17 protein-coding genes are annotated in these 15,870 nt (G+C 43.4%); 7 read left to right on the forward strand and 10 right to left on the reverse strand.

Annotated features, from left to right (window positions below):
* Positions 1-173 precede the first annotated feature (173 nt).
* The 3 genes from V7Q33_RS03110 to V7Q33_RS03120 all read left to right on the forward strand — a co-directional run bounded on the left by V7Q33_RS03110 (position 174) and on the right by V7Q33_RS03120 (position 2,531).
* Positions 174-617, forward strand: coding sequence for a response regulator (locus V7Q33_RS03110; protein ID WP_331981209.1), 444 nt, complete (start codon positions 174-176; stop codon positions 615-617).
* Between the two features lie 131 nt (positions 618-748).
* Entirely contained in the window at positions 749-1,141 is a 393-nt protein-coding gene (locus V7Q33_RS03115) for a hypothetical protein (RefSeq protein WP_333818872.1), read from the forward strand.
* 52 nt (positions 1,142-1,193) lie between these two features.
* The gene (locus tag V7Q33_RS03120) at positions 1,194-2,531 is read left to right on the forward strand and encodes an MATE family efflux transporter (RefSeq protein WP_331981203.1); all 1,338 of its coding nucleotides are present in this window, start codon (positions 1,194-1,196) and stop codon (positions 2,529-2,531) included.
* Positions 2,532-2,533: 2 nt separating this feature from the next.
* On the opposite strand, the gene V7Q33_RS03125 is transcribed toward V7Q33_RS03120, so the two are convergent.
* The 6 genes from V7Q33_RS03125 to V7Q33_RS03150 form a co-directional block, all read right to left on the reverse strand.
* Positions 2,534-3,421 (reverse strand): lipoprotein, encoded by an 888-nt coding sequence (locus tag V7Q33_RS03125; RefSeq protein ID WP_333818873.1) that lies wholly within the window; start codon positions 3,419-3,421, stop codon positions 2,534-2,536.
* An 84-nt stretch (positions 3,422-3,505) separates the two neighbouring features.
* Positions 3,506-4,708 carry an NAD(P)/FAD-dependent oxidoreductase gene (locus tag V7Q33_RS03130; protein WP_333818874.1) on the reverse strand — a complete coding sequence of 401 codons (1,203 nt, stop codon included), beginning with the start codon at positions 4,706-4,708 and terminating at the stop codon, positions 3,506-3,508.
* 7 nt (positions 4,709-4,715) lie between these two features.
* A complete protein-coding gene (locus tag V7Q33_RS03135; protein WP_331981441.1) occupies positions 4,716-5,666 on the reverse strand; it encodes a YihY/virulence factor BrkB family protein in 951 nt (316 codons plus the stop codon).
* Positions 5,667-5,686: 20 nt separating this feature from the next.
* A complete protein-coding gene (locus tag V7Q33_RS03140) occupies positions 5,687-6,043 on the reverse strand; it encodes a hypothetical protein (RefSeq protein ID WP_331981444.1) in 357 nt (118 codons plus the stop codon).
* Between the two features lie 11 nt (positions 6,044-6,054).
* Positions 6,055-6,612 carry a DUF4142 domain-containing protein gene (locus V7Q33_RS03145; protein ID WP_331981447.1) on the reverse strand — a complete coding sequence of 186 codons (558 nt, stop codon included), beginning with the start codon at positions 6,610-6,612 and terminating at the stop codon, positions 6,055-6,057.
* Complete coding sequence (locus V7Q33_RS03150; protein WP_333818876.1) at positions 6,609-7,100, reverse strand: DUF2383 domain-containing protein; 492 nt, start codon at positions 7,098-7,100, stop codon at positions 6,609-6,611. The genes V7Q33_RS03145 and V7Q33_RS03150 overlap by 4 nt, the downstream gene beginning before the upstream one ends.
* Positions 7,101-7,294: 194 nt before the next feature.
* Here V7Q33_RS03150 and V7Q33_RS03155 point away from each other — a divergent pair, with 194 nt between their 5' ends.
* A complete protein-coding gene (locus V7Q33_RS03155; protein WP_331981454.1) occupies positions 7,295-8,383 on the forward strand; it encodes an AI-2E family transporter in 1,089 nt (362 codons plus the stop codon).
* A gap of 449 nt (positions 8,384-8,832) precedes the next feature.
* Here the strand turns inward: V7Q33_RS03155 and V7Q33_RS03160 are convergent, their stop codons facing one another.
* Positions 8,833-9,468, reverse strand: a complete 636-nt coding sequence (locus tag V7Q33_RS03160; protein ID WP_331981457.1) for a porin family protein — start codon at positions 9,466-9,468, stop codon at positions 8,833-8,835.
* Between the two features lie 251 nt (positions 9,469-9,719).
* The gene (locus tag V7Q33_RS03165) at positions 9,720-9,884 is read right to left on the reverse strand and encodes a DUF1328 domain-containing protein (RefSeq protein ID WP_331981460.1); all 165 of its coding nucleotides are present in this window, start codon (positions 9,882-9,884) and stop codon (positions 9,720-9,722) included.
* Between the two features lie 207 nt (positions 9,885-10,091).
* Here V7Q33_RS03165 and V7Q33_RS03170 point away from each other — a divergent pair, with 207 nt between their 5' ends.
* Together V7Q33_RS03170 and V7Q33_RS03175 are read left to right on the forward strand one after the other, a co-directional pair.
* A complete protein-coding gene (locus tag V7Q33_RS03170; RefSeq protein WP_331981463.1) occupies positions 10,092-10,277 on the forward strand; it encodes a CsbD family protein in 186 nt (61 codons plus the stop codon).
* 53 nt (positions 10,278-10,330) lie between these two features.
* Positions 10,331-10,762, forward strand: a complete 432-nt coding sequence (locus tag V7Q33_RS03175) for a hypothetical protein (RefSeq protein WP_333818877.1) — start codon at positions 10,331-10,333, stop codon at positions 10,760-10,762.
* 307 nt (positions 10,763-11,069) lie between these two features.
* On the opposite strand, the gene V7Q33_RS03180 is transcribed toward V7Q33_RS03175, so the two are convergent.
* Both V7Q33_RS03180 and deoC read right to left on the reverse strand, forming a co-directional pair.
* Positions 11,070-12,689 carry an NADP-dependent glyceraldehyde-3-phosphate dehydrogenase gene (locus tag V7Q33_RS03180; protein WP_331981469.1) on the reverse strand — a complete coding sequence of 540 codons (1,620 nt, stop codon included), beginning with the start codon at positions 12,687-12,689 and terminating at the stop codon, positions 11,070-11,072.
* Complete coding sequence (gene deoC / locus V7Q33_RS03185; RefSeq protein ID WP_333818878.1) at positions 12,689-13,351, reverse strand: deoxyribose-phosphate aldolase; 663 nt, start codon at positions 13,349-13,351, stop codon at positions 12,689-12,691. The genes V7Q33_RS03180 and deoC overlap by 1 nt, the downstream gene beginning before the upstream one ends.
* Before the next feature lie 301 nt (positions 13,352-13,652).
* On the opposite strand from deoC, the gene V7Q33_RS03190 reads away from it, so the two are divergent.
* Positions 13,653-15,869 carry an alpha-N-acetylglucosaminidase gene (locus V7Q33_RS03190; protein ID WP_333818879.1) on the forward strand — a complete coding sequence of 739 codons (2,217 nt, stop codon included), beginning with the start codon at positions 13,653-13,655 and terminating at the stop codon, positions 15,867-15,869.
* Position 15,870 lies beyond the last annotated feature (1 nt).

Here is a 15,870-nt window from a genome sequence, read left to right on the forward strand (position 1 = left end):
ACCGGATAAATAAATAACAGAGAAATAAAATCAATTTTACAAGATCAGATAAACTAATTTGGTATATTAATTTTGAAAAGATTGCTGTTGCAATTTGTTGTTTTAACATGCGTACGGACCGTTGACCATCCTGTCGTGTTGCAAACAGATTTTATTTATTAAGACATGAAGGTATGGGAATTTCAATTTGTTGTATGCTCGTAGAGGACGATGCAGATGATCGTGATATTTTTAGCTTGGCGTTACAGGGAGTGAGTACTGACGTGCAGTTGGTAACTGCGAATGATGGCGAACATGCCATTGCCAGGTTTAAGGAAGAGGAATCGTTTCTGCCTCACTGCATCTTTATAGACCTCAACATGCCCCGCATGAACGGCCAGGAGTGTTTGCAGGAAATCCGTAAAATAGAACGCCTCAAAAATGTACCGGTAATCATGTATTCCACTACCGTGAACCCTTCTTACGTAGCAGAGGCACTCCGCCATGGCGCAACTGATTTTATTGTAAAACCCGTTACGATTGAAGCACTTACTTCTTCCATTGCACAGATCTTTAAAAAACTACAGCCTGTATTTGATGATATCACGGCCTCCATTGAAAGCAACTCATCGCGGTAACATAATAATTCGCAGCCGGTTGATCCGTACATTCACGGAATTTCATTTTGGCGACAAAACAAAGGCTGAGGGCAATTTATAGCATTGACCTGGCCTATTCAAGTATAAACCAGTACATTGGATGGTGTCGCATGAAAATGAAAAACAGAAAGACGATACCATTTGATTTTGTACTCGAACAACTTTTTGCCGCTGAACCGGTAGTAAAGCCAATGTTTGGTTGCTATGCCGTTTACGTTCGAGATAAGATTGTGTTAATCTTACGCAATAGAGACGATTTTACAGACGATAATGGTGTGTGGATCGCTACAGCACCGGAACATCATGAAAGTTTGAAACCCGATTTTCCCTCCATGCGTTCAGTAAAATTGCTGGGAGGGCGCATCACTGCGTGGCAAAACTTGCCTTACGACAGTGCTGATTTTGAAGAGTCGGTTATCAAGGCATGTAGCTATATACTGGGCGGCGATCAACGCATCGGCAAGATTCCGAAGCCACGGAAAAAACGCAAAAGCAAAGGATAACAATCCTGTATGCACACAAAACATTTGATACTTTTGCGCCGCGGCTTTTTCAATGGAATTAAAATTACAAACAGGTTACAGGCAGATTCTCGGCATGGCCTTGCCCATTACATTGGCCATGGTAGTGCCGCAGATAAATTTTATTACCAATAATATTTTTCTCAGCGGTCTGGGAGAACGGGAACTGGCGTGTGCCGGCATAACAGGGGTTTATTATCTGATCTTCGCCGTAATAGGTAACGGATTGAACAATGGCTTACAGGCGCTGATCGCCCGAAGAGCCGGACAGAACCTGCCTCAGGAGATAGGCCGCCTCTTCTTTCATGGCGTTTGGATTGCCCTTGCAGTATCGGGTGTCGGTATTGCGACTACCTATACGTTAGCGCCTTCGGTACTGCGTGTGGTGATACACGATGCCGCTATTGCCGAAATGGCAATCAACTTTCTGTTGATCCGTATCTGGGGATTGCCCCTGCTATACCTGTATGTTATGCGCAACGCGCTATTGGTGGGAACAAACCAGACCAAATTCCTGGTATGGGGAACGTTAAGTGAAGCTGTGGCCAATATCTTCTTCGACTATGCTTTTATCTATGGTAAATTTGGTTTTCCGGCTATAGGTTTCAACGGTGCTGCCTATGCTTCTATCATTGCAGAAGGTTTTGGCTTGCTGGTAATTTATATAGTTATACACATCAAAGGTATGCACAAGGCATTTGCCTTCTTTGATGAGGTAAAGCTTGATGCATCGATCTTTAAACTGATCCTGCTGCAGTCGTCTCCGCTGGTGGCACAATACGCGATCAGCATAGCAAGCTGGGAGTATTTCTATATACTTATAGAGCACCATGGTGCACGTGCCCTGGCTATTTCCAACACCATGCGTAACATCTTTGGCTTGTTCGGTATTTTTTCGTGGGCCTTTGCCTCTACTACCAATACCATGGTAAGTAATATTATTGGTCAGGGAAGACAGGAGGAAGTTATCTCGCTCATCAAGCGAATTGCCGGTATAAGCTTTAGCATTTCAGCTTTCATTTTTCTGTGGCTGAACCTGGTGCCGGAATGGTTCCTGTCATTCTACGGACAGGGAAGTGGATTTATTCAGGATGCTATTCCGGTGGTGCGCGTTGTTTCGTGCGCACTGTTGCTCATGTCATTCGGAACAGTCTGGCTGAATGCTGTTACCGGAACAGGGAACACGGTAGTCAACCTCACCATCGAACTGGTAACGATCGTAATGTATAGTATATATTGCTATGTGGTGCTGGAATATCTGAATTTGCCCATTACATGGGGCTGGGGTTCCGAATGGGTATACTGGACATCGATGTTCTCTATGGCATATTTATACCTGCGCTCCGGCAGGTGGAAGAATAAGAAGCTATAGTCTTACCGGCTCTTGCGTTTGTAGAAATACAGGTACGATTTCTCTCCGCCACCTTTTTCGCTAATGGTATAGAAACCGGAGCCATCCCTGGCCCAGGCTATTGATTCACCCTGGTATTCTTCCTTGTAGGGAACCTCTTTTGGTTGCTCCTGAAAGATGGCTGTTACGGGTTTATATTCCGGCACCGCCCACCAGTAAATGTGCTCGTAGTTTTTCAGAAGTATATTCTTTCCATCGGCTGAAAAATCTCCGGCTACAATTTCTTTCAAGGGAAGTGTCATAACACTTTCGGCAGTAAGCGTATCGGATGTAGAATACGGGTAACGCAAGGTGTAAAGCACTACAGGTTTTTCACGCTTGGAAACTATATACAAGTCTCTTGACTGGGGATCGATGAAAAGCGTTTCTGTATCTTTTTTCCGATCGGGCAATTGAAAGCAAATCGTATCGAAGGCTGTAATTTCAAGTTCTTCTTCGCCCGGTTTCAAAACGGGTTCTTCAAAGCGGTATATATACTTATATGGATAGCGGGCATTGTTGTCACCAATATCACCCATATAAATATAGGTTTTATCAGGGTCCGGTCCCGGACCCACAGCCATGTCTTCCCAATCGCGGTTGTCTGCATTTTTTAGCTTGCAGGTGAGCTGTATTTTAAGATTCTTGTCTACCAGATAAACATCGGCACCATTGCCGCTGTCGTTATGTGCCCACAACATACCGGGATTGTTAACGCTGGCCGCCAGGTCAGAAACTTCTTTCAGAGTAGACGTCTTTAATTCTGCCAGGCGCTCGCCCGGTAGAAATTCAATAGCCTTCGTATACAAGGGCCCTTTTTGAGCGCAACCGGTGTGAAGTGCCAGCGTAAATATGATCAGTAGTTTTTTCATCTTCCAATTTCTATGTGTGAATAAAAGCGTTCCAGTATTAAATCGGAAATATTTTTCAGTAAAAGCAATTTTCATCGTTGTTATTCAACGTGTAAATGAAAAAAGCTGCAGGTCCTTATTCTTTCTTTGCAGTAACATATCGCAAATAAAATCAGCGGCTATTTGCCCGAACGTGATACCATTACCTCCAAAGCCGAGTGCAAAGTAAGTGTGTGGTCGTTGGGGAATACTCCCGATATAAGGCAATCCATCTTTCGTTCCACAGAAAGTACCCGCCCATGAAAAATCTGTTTTGAAATTTAAATGTGGGAAGAGTTTGCAAAACGACTGCTGCAATTGTAGCGCTTTTTGATTTAACTTGCGATCGCGTTTTTCAGGGTTATAAAACGCATCATCTTTGCCGCCGATAAGAATACGATTGTCAGATGTGGTGCGCAGGTATATATACGGGTTAGCCGTCTCCCAAATCAGCGCGTTCTTATACCAGAAGTGCGTATGATTGAACGGTTCACTGATAATGACGTATGTGGAATGAAATGATTCTATTTTCTTCGGTATAAATGCCTGCGATTCATAGCCACAACTAATAATAAGTTTGCGCGCGGTTAACCTGCAGCCGCTATCCAGTGTAAGCTCCACCGATTGCCTGTGGTGGCGGATCGCTGTTACCAATGTATTGTCGTATACACGAAGCCCTTGTCGCTGTGCCGCATAAAGAAGCGAGTGCGTCATACGATAGGCATTAATCTGAGCACCATCATGCGATAATAATCCCGCGGGTGCATGGAATGAAAACCGATCGGCAACATCGCTCTCCGTGAGCCAGTGAACGCTGGAAATATCATACTTTCTTCGTAACAGATACTCTTTCTTCAGATCAGCCACATGACGCTTGAAAGATGCGAATTGAAAACTTGGTTTTCGTACAAATTCAACATGCCTGAAGTTGTTGGCAATCTTACCAAGTGTATCGATGGCTTCGAGACAAAGCTCATAGCTCCTTACAGCACTTCGCTCGCCGACCATATGGATGAGTTTGTGCAGCGGCGTGTCTATTTCATATTGTAACAAACACGTGGATGCGGCTGTGCTTCCCTGCCCTACGTGACGCTTATCTACCATTACCACATCAAACCCTTCTTTGCAAAGCCTGTGCGCCACCAACGCACCTGTAATGCCTGAACCAATAATGGCTATATCGGCACGAAGTGATTCTGTAACAGAAGGGTATATTTTAACAATGCCATGTCGAAGCAGCCAGTATGGATAATGCGATCGAAGATCCATGTGCGTATCAGAATGATCCGGGGTGCGGCAAAGGTGTAACGATTCGTTCGTCTGCCGGTAACTCCTTTGCTTCTCGTTTCACGATAAATACAGCGGTCTTGTCAGGCTTGATACCCGATCCATAGTTTACGGTATATATTTTAGTGAACTCAGCGCCAAAGAAAAGAATGATTGATGTATAATATACCCACAATAACAGAATGACTATAGAAGCAGCTGCACCATACGTTACGCCTATATTGGAGTATGCCACGTATAAACTGATCAGCGATTTGCCGATGAGGAACAACACAGAAGTAAATGCAGCGCCGATAAAGGAATCTTTCCAGTGGATATTAGCATCGGGCAATACTTTGAAGATAATGGTAAACAGGCATGTAATCACACCCAGAATCATTACATAATTAATTCCCTGGAAAAGATATACCGATATATCATTAAAGTAATATTCAAGTTTGTCGTGCAGCAATTCCAGCAATGCATTTACCACCAGCGACACCATCAGTAAGAAGCCAAGGCCAATGAGTAACGAAAAGGAGATAAGCCGGTTAGTGATCAGCCGCACAATGCCACGCTTGGGCTTTGCCTTGATCGACCATATATAGTTGATGGAATCTTGCATTTCAGTAAACACACCGGTAGCACCCAGAAGCAGTACAATCACACCAATAATAGCGCCTGATGTTCCCAGTTGCGACTTTTCTATGTTTTGAATAATCTCTTGTACCTGCAAGGCTACAGAATTACCAACCAGCCCATTGATCTGCCCATAGATTTTGCCTTGCACAGCTTCCTTCCCCCAAAAAATACCGGCCAATGAAATGATAACAATCAATATAGGTCCCAGTGAGAATATAGTGTAATAAGAGAGCGAGGCGCTGAGTTTTAAACCATTGTCCTGGATGAACTCAGTGCCTGCTTTCTTTAAGGTGTTTCCTATTTTAACGAGCAGCTTCACGCAGTATATATCTGATTAAATTACTTTGGCCTTCCGCCCGGAGAGAAATCTTTCTGTTTCTGTATCTCTTCCACTTCAACGATCAGCTTTGCTACTTCCGGATCAGCATATGCACCGTACGCATCGATCAGTGTTCCTTTCTTACCATCGGAAGTTTCAATTACATAGAGTACCGAGTTGTCGTCCGGATTGCTGATGCCCTCAAAGCGGTAGAAGTTTACAATGTTGATGTCTTTAGCACCATAAATTTTATCCGAATCGAATGATTGGAGTCCGCCCTCAGCGGCTCTGAAGTTTTCAACATACCCTTGCTCTACCATTTTATCGAGGCATGCATTCAGGGTTTTCATTTGAGGTATGGGAGCAGCGTGTGCCATAATTTTTTATGTTAATTTTTAGATAATCTGTTTTCAAAATCAACCAGCTTGTCTTGCACATTGCGTACGTGTGGCAATGCACTGTTTAGCCAGGTTTTGATGTTTAAATCATTTGTATTGGAACCATACGATTCCATTTCGCGGATAAGATCGCGGTTTGTGTCGCGTATCTCGTTGCACCATTTTGTATCGAAGGTGCTTGGCTTTTCGTCAAGTAACTTTCGCACGTGATCTGTTGATCGTTCAGTAGCTTCAGAAGGTATACTGATCACATGAGCAGATGCATACGCTTCCACCTCATCGAGCAGGTTTTGAAACTCCGGTTTTACATTTTTTGCTGTAGCTACTGCACGCGGTGAATTTTTTTCAAGCGCTACATCGGCAAGGGCAATCAGTGTATGCAGTGTATTTGTAGTTTCCACAACAAACTGTGCATCCTTTTCATCGGCCTTGTTCTCGAACTTTTCCTTGTTCTTTTGTTCTGCGATCTCTTTCGATTCCTTGGGTTGCTGGCATGCCGACATCGCAAGTATAGCAACCATAACCAGATACATCGTTATAGTTTTCATGACGAATGATGTTGAGTAAGCATATATGTTTCCTGCAAAGCCTTGTAAGTATGGAGCAGAGCATCAGACGATTCCAGGGCAATACGATGGTCGAGCAAACGCTGCCGCAATGAATCTGAAATCTTTATTGTAGAAGCCAGGGCGCGATCATAGCCACGCATCACGAATTTGTCGATTGCCTCGCAGCAGGATAGTATGGCATTCACAGGGTGGTGCGATAGCAATGAACGCACGTCCATCCACACCAGCATTGCTTTCCCCATCAGCGAAGTTTGGTGAGAAGTAAAGCCATTTAATTTTTTTACTTCAGCCATTAAGTCCCGGAGGTTGTGTTTGCACTCATGTATCAATTGTTCGAAGAACGGTGTTGCATTCAACGCTCCATCCCTTGCATTTAAGAGGCTGATAGCATGCTCATAACAGGCAATACGATCGCTGTTAAGCTCAATGAGCGTATTGATAAATTCGAGGTGTCTAAAGCTTTTCATACGCATGTTGATATACCATTACAGTATCAAAGAACTATGCCGCACCCCGGGTTTCTTTTGGAAAAAAGCGCTGTGGAAATATTTACTCAAACTGTGACAAGAGCGTATGCTAAAAATAAAATCATGTGGTTATAAGATGAACTTTTCGGGGCATAGCTTTTACAGTTCTGTTAAAAACAGAAAAAATTATCGCTATGACTATTGAAAACAATGCAGACCCCTTTTACAAGCGTTTAAGTTTGAACCTGATTAGTCTCTCCATTTTAGGTGGATTGTTATATATAGGACAGGATATACTTCTTCCCTTGTTTTTTTCAATGTTACTGGCTGCATTGCTCCTGCCCGTTGTTAATTTTCTGGATCGCAAAAAATTGCCTCGGGGTGCCAGTATCGCTATATCGATCGTTATTTCATTGGTCCTGATATTCGGTATACTCTATTTTCTCACAACGCAGGTCATGAATTTTCTTGATGATTCGGACATGATCAAGAAAAAGATTGCGGAGCAGATATTGAACATTAAACAATGGATTTCCAGAAATTTTCATGTTGGTATTCGCAAGCAAAATGAATATATACAAGATACTGCCAAGGAGATTACAACTTCGGGCCCTCAACTGGTGGGGAAAACTTTTCTATCCCTAACGGAAATAGGGTCGTATCTGATTTTTATTCCGATCTATACTTTTCTTTTGCTTTATTATAAAGAACTTATCAGGAAATTTTTGATTGGCTTGTTTGAAAAAGATGCAAGCGAAGACCGTATTATTTCAATTTTGCACGGCTGTCAGGCAGTAGCACAATATTATGTTACCGGTTTACTGATCGATATGACCATTGTGTTTATTCTGAATTCGATCGGTTTTATTATACTGGGTATCAAGTATGCTATATTTCTGGCCTTGATATCGGCGTTGCTGAATCTTGTACCCTATGTGGGTATGCTGGTTGCCAACTTGTTTTGCATGCTTATTACTTTAATCACCTCTTCAGATCCTGTAAATGTAATTTGGGTAGCCATTGTACTGGCTATTGTACAGCTTATTGATAATAATTTTCTGATGCCGTTTATAGTGGGGTCGAAAGTAAAAATCAACGCCCTCACAACCATTATTGGCGTATTGGTAGGTGGAGCGCTATGTGGTATACCAGGTATGTTCCTGGCTATACCAGGGGTAGCGGTTTTAAAAGTAATTTCCGACCATGTTGACTCTCTTAAGCCCTGGAGTATTATGATGGGAGATAAGAATGGAACGCATGGAACGAAAGAAGAAGAGACCTAAGTTGGTTGTAAATAAAGATTGATTGACTTGCTTGCCAGTTTGTGATTATCTCGTTCATATTGTCCGAGATACTTATACGCAGCGCTGTTTTCTCAATCGTTGTCCTATCATAGAACCTTTCACATTATTCTTTACACCCCGATGCAGTTGGTCAAACTCGCAGCTAATTCGGCTTAGTTTCATAGCGAAATGCAGACGCGCGAAGGGTTCTCAGTTCTCAAGCTGCGCCTCGGGTTTGCAAAGCAATAAACTCAACTTTTGCACCGACAAACAATCATGAGAACATCAATTGACCAGGAATGAATCGTCACGGCCAGAGGTACACCAGTGATTATCCTAGGTCAAAGTTGACAAAGCAGAATGAACAGATTATTGAATGGAGCATCAAATAAAGAAGCCCGACATAGAGTTTATGCCGGGCCTTCTTTGGCAATTATTATATAGCTTATTTACTCTGGCTGATGATTAAGATTGAAAGCTATATATAATTGAGCAAATGAATTTTTGGAATCACCGATCAGATTTCTGGCAGTACTGCTGTCGGCAATTTTAGCAAGACCATAATTATAGCGGGCGCCAACCTGTGTAGGGCCGAAATTAAAGCCTATACCGCCAACAAGACCGTAGTCGAATGACTTGAAATTATCCTTGTCAAGTTTGTTTGTACCGTTACCAAGATCGCCGCTTGTAGTAATGTTTGCTCCCAGCAAATAAGAACCATAAGCACCAAGGTGTAAATCTACCGACTTGCCTAATTTGAAGACGGCCAATACCGGAAGATCAAGGTAATTCAGATTGAATTTTGTTTCCTGATCAATAATACCCGAGGTAGTAAACTTTGATCCTTTGGTGGAATACAACAATTCAGCCTGCAATCCAAAAGCTTCTGTGGAAATGATCTCACCGAAGAGACCGGCGTTGAAACCATACCGGGCATTTTCATCATCTACGTCATCAACGTACATGTTACTCACGTTTAAACCGCCCTTGATACCAGCTCTTCTCTCCTGGGCGAAGGAGGTAACGGTAGATGTTATTGTCAATATCCCCGCAACCAACAAGATGTGTTTCCAATTTGTTTTCATAAGCAATTAATAGTTTTTTGGCAATGCTTTGAGAAATAATTATGCCATCGGTTATTTTCAATACCTACAGCACTGAGTGTGAGTGATAAGTGCAATCTCGAGTGCAATACGCCCCAAGGCAAAGTGTAGAATTATAGGGTATAAAAAAATCCGATGCAATTTTGATTACATCGGACTCTTTAATAAAGATGTGATGGCAAAGTCAAGTATATACCTTTACCAATCATAGGGTGCACTACCAAGGCATGTCTTTAATTTCTCCGGAATGATCCCGCAATGAGCGATACCAGGAAGATTACAATAGCGATAAAGAAAATTACCTTAGCGATGTATGCTGCACTGGCAGCTATACCACCGAAACCGAAAATAGCAGCAATAATTGCTATTACTAAGAAGATCAACGTCCATCGTAACATAATTGTATTGTTTAGGGTGTTCGCATTTACAGCTAATAAAGGTGTGCCTGTAGTGCATCTATCATCCAGGTAATAATTAGCGTGCAACATCCGGCTCCTGTGGAGTGCGATACACAAAGTATATATAGCGGTTCTGGGCATCGGCAACAGAATAGTATGGCACGGAGTTTTTATGCACTATTTCCAACTAACTTAAACGATACAGTTATGACAACGCTCGATTTAAAAGGAAAATGGAATGAAGTGAAGGGTAAGCTTAAACAAAAATATGGTCAGCTTACCGATGATGATCTTGCCTTTACTTCCGGAAAAGAAGATGAATTGTACGGACGCCTGCAACAACGTCTTGGCAAAAGCAAAGAAGAAGTACGAAAGATAATCGAAGAAATGTAGGTCACTGTCCGGAAAGGCGATATGCATGTATCATGTATATTAGTTAAATGCGTATGAAAAAGTTTGACAGACTTTTTTTCGTATTCGTGCTGATTGCGGTAGCGACTGTCGCTATTACAGCATGTAACGCCCCGAAAAGTGAGCCTCCGTCTGCGTCTACGGACAAAACTGCGAAGGAGAAATTTGAAGAAGAACGGAATAATGTCCGCAATGAGCTGCTTGAACTTCGTAATGATATAGATCGTGAGCTGGATACGCTAAATACAAAAATCAATCGGGCTTCCGATAAAAGTAAAGAGCGTATGCAGGAAGCAAACGAAGCATTGAAGCGGCAACGCGAAAACGTAGAGCGGGAGCTGACAAAAATTGAAAATTCTTCGGAAGATACATGGGATGACATCCGGAAAGGTGCCCGTAACACTGCGAAGAACGTGCGGGAAGAGTTTAAAAAGATCGGTGAAAAATTCAACGATCTGTTCCGATAGTCAACGATAGCTGCGGGCGATTCGTTGTATTGGTTTGACTTTATAAAGTTGGTCTTTTTGTCTTGGAGTAAGGTTAAAGGTAGAAAGTTAAGCCACTGCCTTATGGGCGGTGGCTTTTTAATGACGAAATTTATGACACGTAAAATGATAACCATGCTGATTGCGCTCTCGATGCTCGGTACGATCATCGGGTTGCAATACCTGCAGTTCTGAATTTCATAATCACTATATAAAAATGAGGTCGACACTTCCGTGTCAACCTCATTATAATATCAAATGGCAATGTAATCGCCTGGAAAATATATAGCTAGAATATATAGTCGGTGCTTAAGAAAGCTGATTCGCGATTACGGATAATATTGCTGATGATGTGTTTGTTGGTATCTGTGCTCTTGGTAGCCACCAGTGTTCTGATGGAAAATACGCGGAGGGCATCAGCAATAGACAATGTCCCTTCGGCTGAATCTTTTCTTCCGTTGAACGGGAAAGTGTCAGGTCCGCGCTGACTTTGTGCATTGATGTTAATACGGCCCATTTGGTTTACAAAGGCATCGATCAATCGCGCAATACGCTTGGAATCACTTCCAAATATACTCACCTGTTGTCCGAAGTTTGAACCCAGCACATAGTCGATTGCTTCATCATCGTCATCAAAGGGTACAATGGGTATAACCGGGCCAAATTGTTCTTCAGAATATAGTCTCATCTTTTCATTCACCGGATACACTACAGCCGGATAAAAGAATGAGTTAAGATACTCACCACCGTTTTCGTTAACAACGCTGGCTCCGTGTTTCTTCGCATCTTCCACGAGCTCGCGCAGGTAATCTACCTTGCCAGGTTCAGGCAGAGGTGTTAATGATGTAGTGGTATCCCACGGCATACCCGGCTTCAGCTTTTTGATAGAAGCATTAAATTTCTCCAGGAATGCATCCAATACAGAGCGGTGCACGAAAAGTATTTTGAGTGCTGTACAACGCTGCCCGTTGAACGATAAACTTCCGGTGATACATTCGTTCACAGCATTGTCGATGTCGGCATCCGGCAATACAATAGCAGGGTTCTTGGCATCCAATCCTAATATAGCTTTGAGCCGATGTGGTTTTGGATGCAGCTTCTTCAGATCATTAGCACCTTTGTTTGTGCCTATAAATGCGAACACATCAATCTTGCCGCTCTCCATCAAAGCACCTACCGTTTCTCTTCCTTTTCCATAAATAATGTTGATAACACCTGGAGGGAAATTGTCGCGGAACGCTTCTATCAACGGACGGATAAGCAACACCCCAAATTTAGCCGGCTTGAATACTACCGTGTTACCCATAATCAGGGCCGGTATAAGGGTGGTGAACGTTTCGTTCAACGGGTAATTATAGGGGCCCATGCAAAGCGACACTCCCAGCGGCACGCGCCTGATCTGCGCCATGAAGCCCTGCTCTTCAATAAGCTTAGCGGAATTACGATCAATATCTTTATAAGCCTTGATGGTGTCTACTATATAATCGCAGGTGCGGTCAAATTCTTTCTCAGAATCTTTTAGTGTTTTACCGATCTCCCACATTAATAATTTTACTACGGCTGTTCGTTGCTCACGCATGGCTGCCAGAAAATTTTCCACGTGTTCAATGCGTTCGGTTACGCTCATGGTTGGCCACAGTCCGCGGCCCAGATCGTATGCTTTTACAGCGGCATCCAATGCTTCGAGTGCTTCGGTAGATGTAAGCAGCGGTGTACTGCCAATTACTTTCTGGGTATACGAATTACCTTCTTTGATAAATACCGGGCTGAGCACCGGGTTAAGATTGCCTTTCCAGATCTTCATTTCTCCATTGACCAGGTATTCACGCTGATCGATGGTTTCTGAAATTTTGTAAGCATCGGGAATTTCATTTTCCGCAGGGAAAATTTTTTCTAGTAACTGACTCATTATACTTTCAATAGTTGGTTGGTTTGGATTATACTAACGGCTGACGATGTGCCTATACGGGTGGCACCTGCTTCAATCATGCCGGTTGCGTCTTGTAATGTTTTTATACCACCTGAGGCTTTGATACCTACAGAAGGTGGTAAACTGTTTTTCATTAATGCGATGTGTTCTGCCCGTGCACCGCCGGCAGCAAAGCCGGTAGAAGTTTTTACAAAGTCGGCACCTGCGTCTGCACAGAGCTTACAGGCTTGTACAATCTCTTCATTGGAGAGATACGCAGTTTCAATAATTACTTTGAGCAATTTTTGATGATCGTGTGCCAGCTTGCTGCACTTGGCTACTTCTATCTTCGTCCAGGGAAGATGTGTTTTAAATGAAGATATATTCCAGACTACATCAATCTCGTCTGCACCATTGTCGATAGCGCGTTTGATCTCATCGAGTTTAGTCTCTGTCATGTTATACCCGAGGGGAAATCCGGCAACGGTAACCAGAATAATGTTTGCAGTGCCAATCTCGCGCCTGGCACGCTTTACCCAGAAAGGAGGAACGCAGACACCAAGAAAGCCAAATTGTTTTGCTTCTTCCACCAAAGCATCTATAGTACCAATGGTGAGTGTCGGACTCAGGTTGGTATGCTCGATGTAAGGTGCAAGATTCATATATGCAAGTACAAGTTAAAAAACACAAATCACAAATATGCAGTTCACGTCATCTTCCAAAAAACACGCTTTAATAAACAAATCCGCTTATAAGAGTAATACAAACGAGTGTGAGGCACTGGTATATGGCACGTAATCATAGCCGGTTGCTATTATGGATAATCTGTGTTTAAACGGGCCTGAAGTATTGCCGTTACATTTTCTCTACAGCAACCTATTGGAGATTATAAATAAATCGTGTTATCGTTGTAATGGTATACGTATACTTGCCTGTATTTGAAAAGATTAAAACCTACACCTCATGAAGATGCTCAAACCCATACTGTACCTCGGTGCCATTGTTATACTGCTGGCAGGATGTGCTCCCGAAAAGAAAGAAAAACAACCGGATGATGCTGCTACAGCATTGCTGAAGCGTGTGGTAAAAGATAAGGCTAATGCATTTGTAATTGAATACATTGACCAGGAGAATGGCTTTGATGTTTTTGAACTGGAAAGTACAAGCGGCAAAATCGTGTTGCGTGGAAACAACGGGGTGGCTGTAGCTTCTGCGTTAAACTACTACCTGAAAAACTATTGTCACCAGGAAATGTCGTGGAACGATATGGAGGCAGAGTTAGGGGAGCCGCTTCAGATTGTGGCCACCAAGGTGCGCAAAGTAACGCCTTATAAGTATCGTTACTATCTGAACTACTGTACTTTTAACTATACCATGGCCTGGTGGAACTGGGATCGCTGGCAACAGGAGATAGACTGGATGGCATTGAATGGTATAAATATGCCGCTCGCGCTTACCGGAGAAGAAGCAATATGGCGCGATGTATACCGCAAGCTTGGTTTTACAGACAAAGAACTCGAAGCATTCTTTAGCGGACCTTCCTACTTTTCATGGCTGTGGATGGGAAATATAGATGGATGGGGCGGGCCACTGCCTCAACATTGGATGGATACACACAAAGATTTGCAGAAGCAGATCGTAGCCCGTGAACGATCGCTGGGTATGACTACGGTGCTTCCTGCATTTACCGGGCACGTGCCGCCAACATTCGTTCAGAAGTTTCCAAATGCGAAACTCAAGAAGACCAACTGGGGAGCCGGCTTTAACGATGTATATATACTCGATGCAGAAGATTCTCTGTTTGAAAAGATCGGTGCCATGTTCCTGGAAGCACAGACAAAGGAGTATGGTACCGATCATTTTTATTCTGCAGATACATTCAATGAAAATGTACCTCCTACAACAGACTCTACATACCTGAGCAATATCAGCGCAAAGGTATATCGCTCAATGGCTAATACTGATCCAAAGGCTGTGTGGGTTATGCAAGGATGGATGTTTCACTATAATGATGAGTTCTGGAAACCGGTACAGATGCAGGCATTGTTTGCGGCTATACCTGACGACAAAATGATTGTGCTTGATTTATATAGCGAGAGCCACCCGGTATGGAAGACAAATGATGCCTACTATGGCAAGCCGTGGATATGGAATATGCTGCAAAACTTTGGAGGCAATGTAGGTATGTTTGGAAGAATGAGCAATGTAGCCGCTGACCCTGCAGCAGCTCTGCACGACCCTAAAGCCGGAAAGCTTATGGGTATAGGACTAACTCCGGAAGGCAACGAGCAAAACCCCGCATTGTTTGCATTGATGCTGGAGAATGTCTGGCGTAATGAACCCGTCAACGTAGACGACTGGTTGAAGGGCTATGCACGCAGACGCTATGGGGCCAATAATGCTGCTGTAATCGAAGCATGGGGTATATTGAAGAATACAGTATATAGTGGCGGACTCGGTGAAGGAGCCTCAGAGTCAATCATTGTAGCGCGACCAACATTCTCGGTCACTGGTCATCGTGTACTCACCAGGCTTGACTACGACCCGCAGGAACTTGTTAAAGCATGGCAACTGCTGGTGCAGGTTGCAGACTCCTTCCATACCAACGAAAGTTTTACATACGACCTGGTGGATGTTACCCGGCAAGTACTTGCCAATTATGCTTCGCCATTGCAACAGCGAATAGCACAGGCTTATCAGAAAAAAGACAAAGCGGCCCTTCATACCTATAGCCAGGAATTTTTAACGCTGATCGATGACCTTGATTCGGTTGTGGCCACACGCAAAGAATTTCTGTTAGGCAAATGGATTGACGATGCACGAAGCTGGGGCGAAACCGATGACGAGAAGAATATATATGAGTTCAACGCTCGCGATCTTGTTACGCTGTGGGGCGACAAGAACAGCGAGCTTCACGAATACTCCAATCGCCAATGGGCCGGATTATTAAAAAGCTTTTACAAGCCACGTTGGGAGCAGTTCTTTACTGCTATAGAAAGCAGCATAACAACCCATAAGAAAGCCAACCTGCCGGCATTGGAAGAGAAACTGAAAAACTGGGAGTGGCAATGGGCCACAACTACCGGCAACGGCTTTGCAACAAAGCCCGCAGGCGACCCGGTAGACGTAGTGAAGAGTATATTTGCTAAATATCACGATCGCCTCGCCGGCAAGAACTGAC

Origin of the sequence: Ohtaekwangia sp. (genome assembly GCF_036786105.1) — a bacterium.
Lineage (GTDB): Bacteria > Bacteroidota > Bacteroidia > Cytophagales > Cyclobacteriaceae > Ohtaekwangia.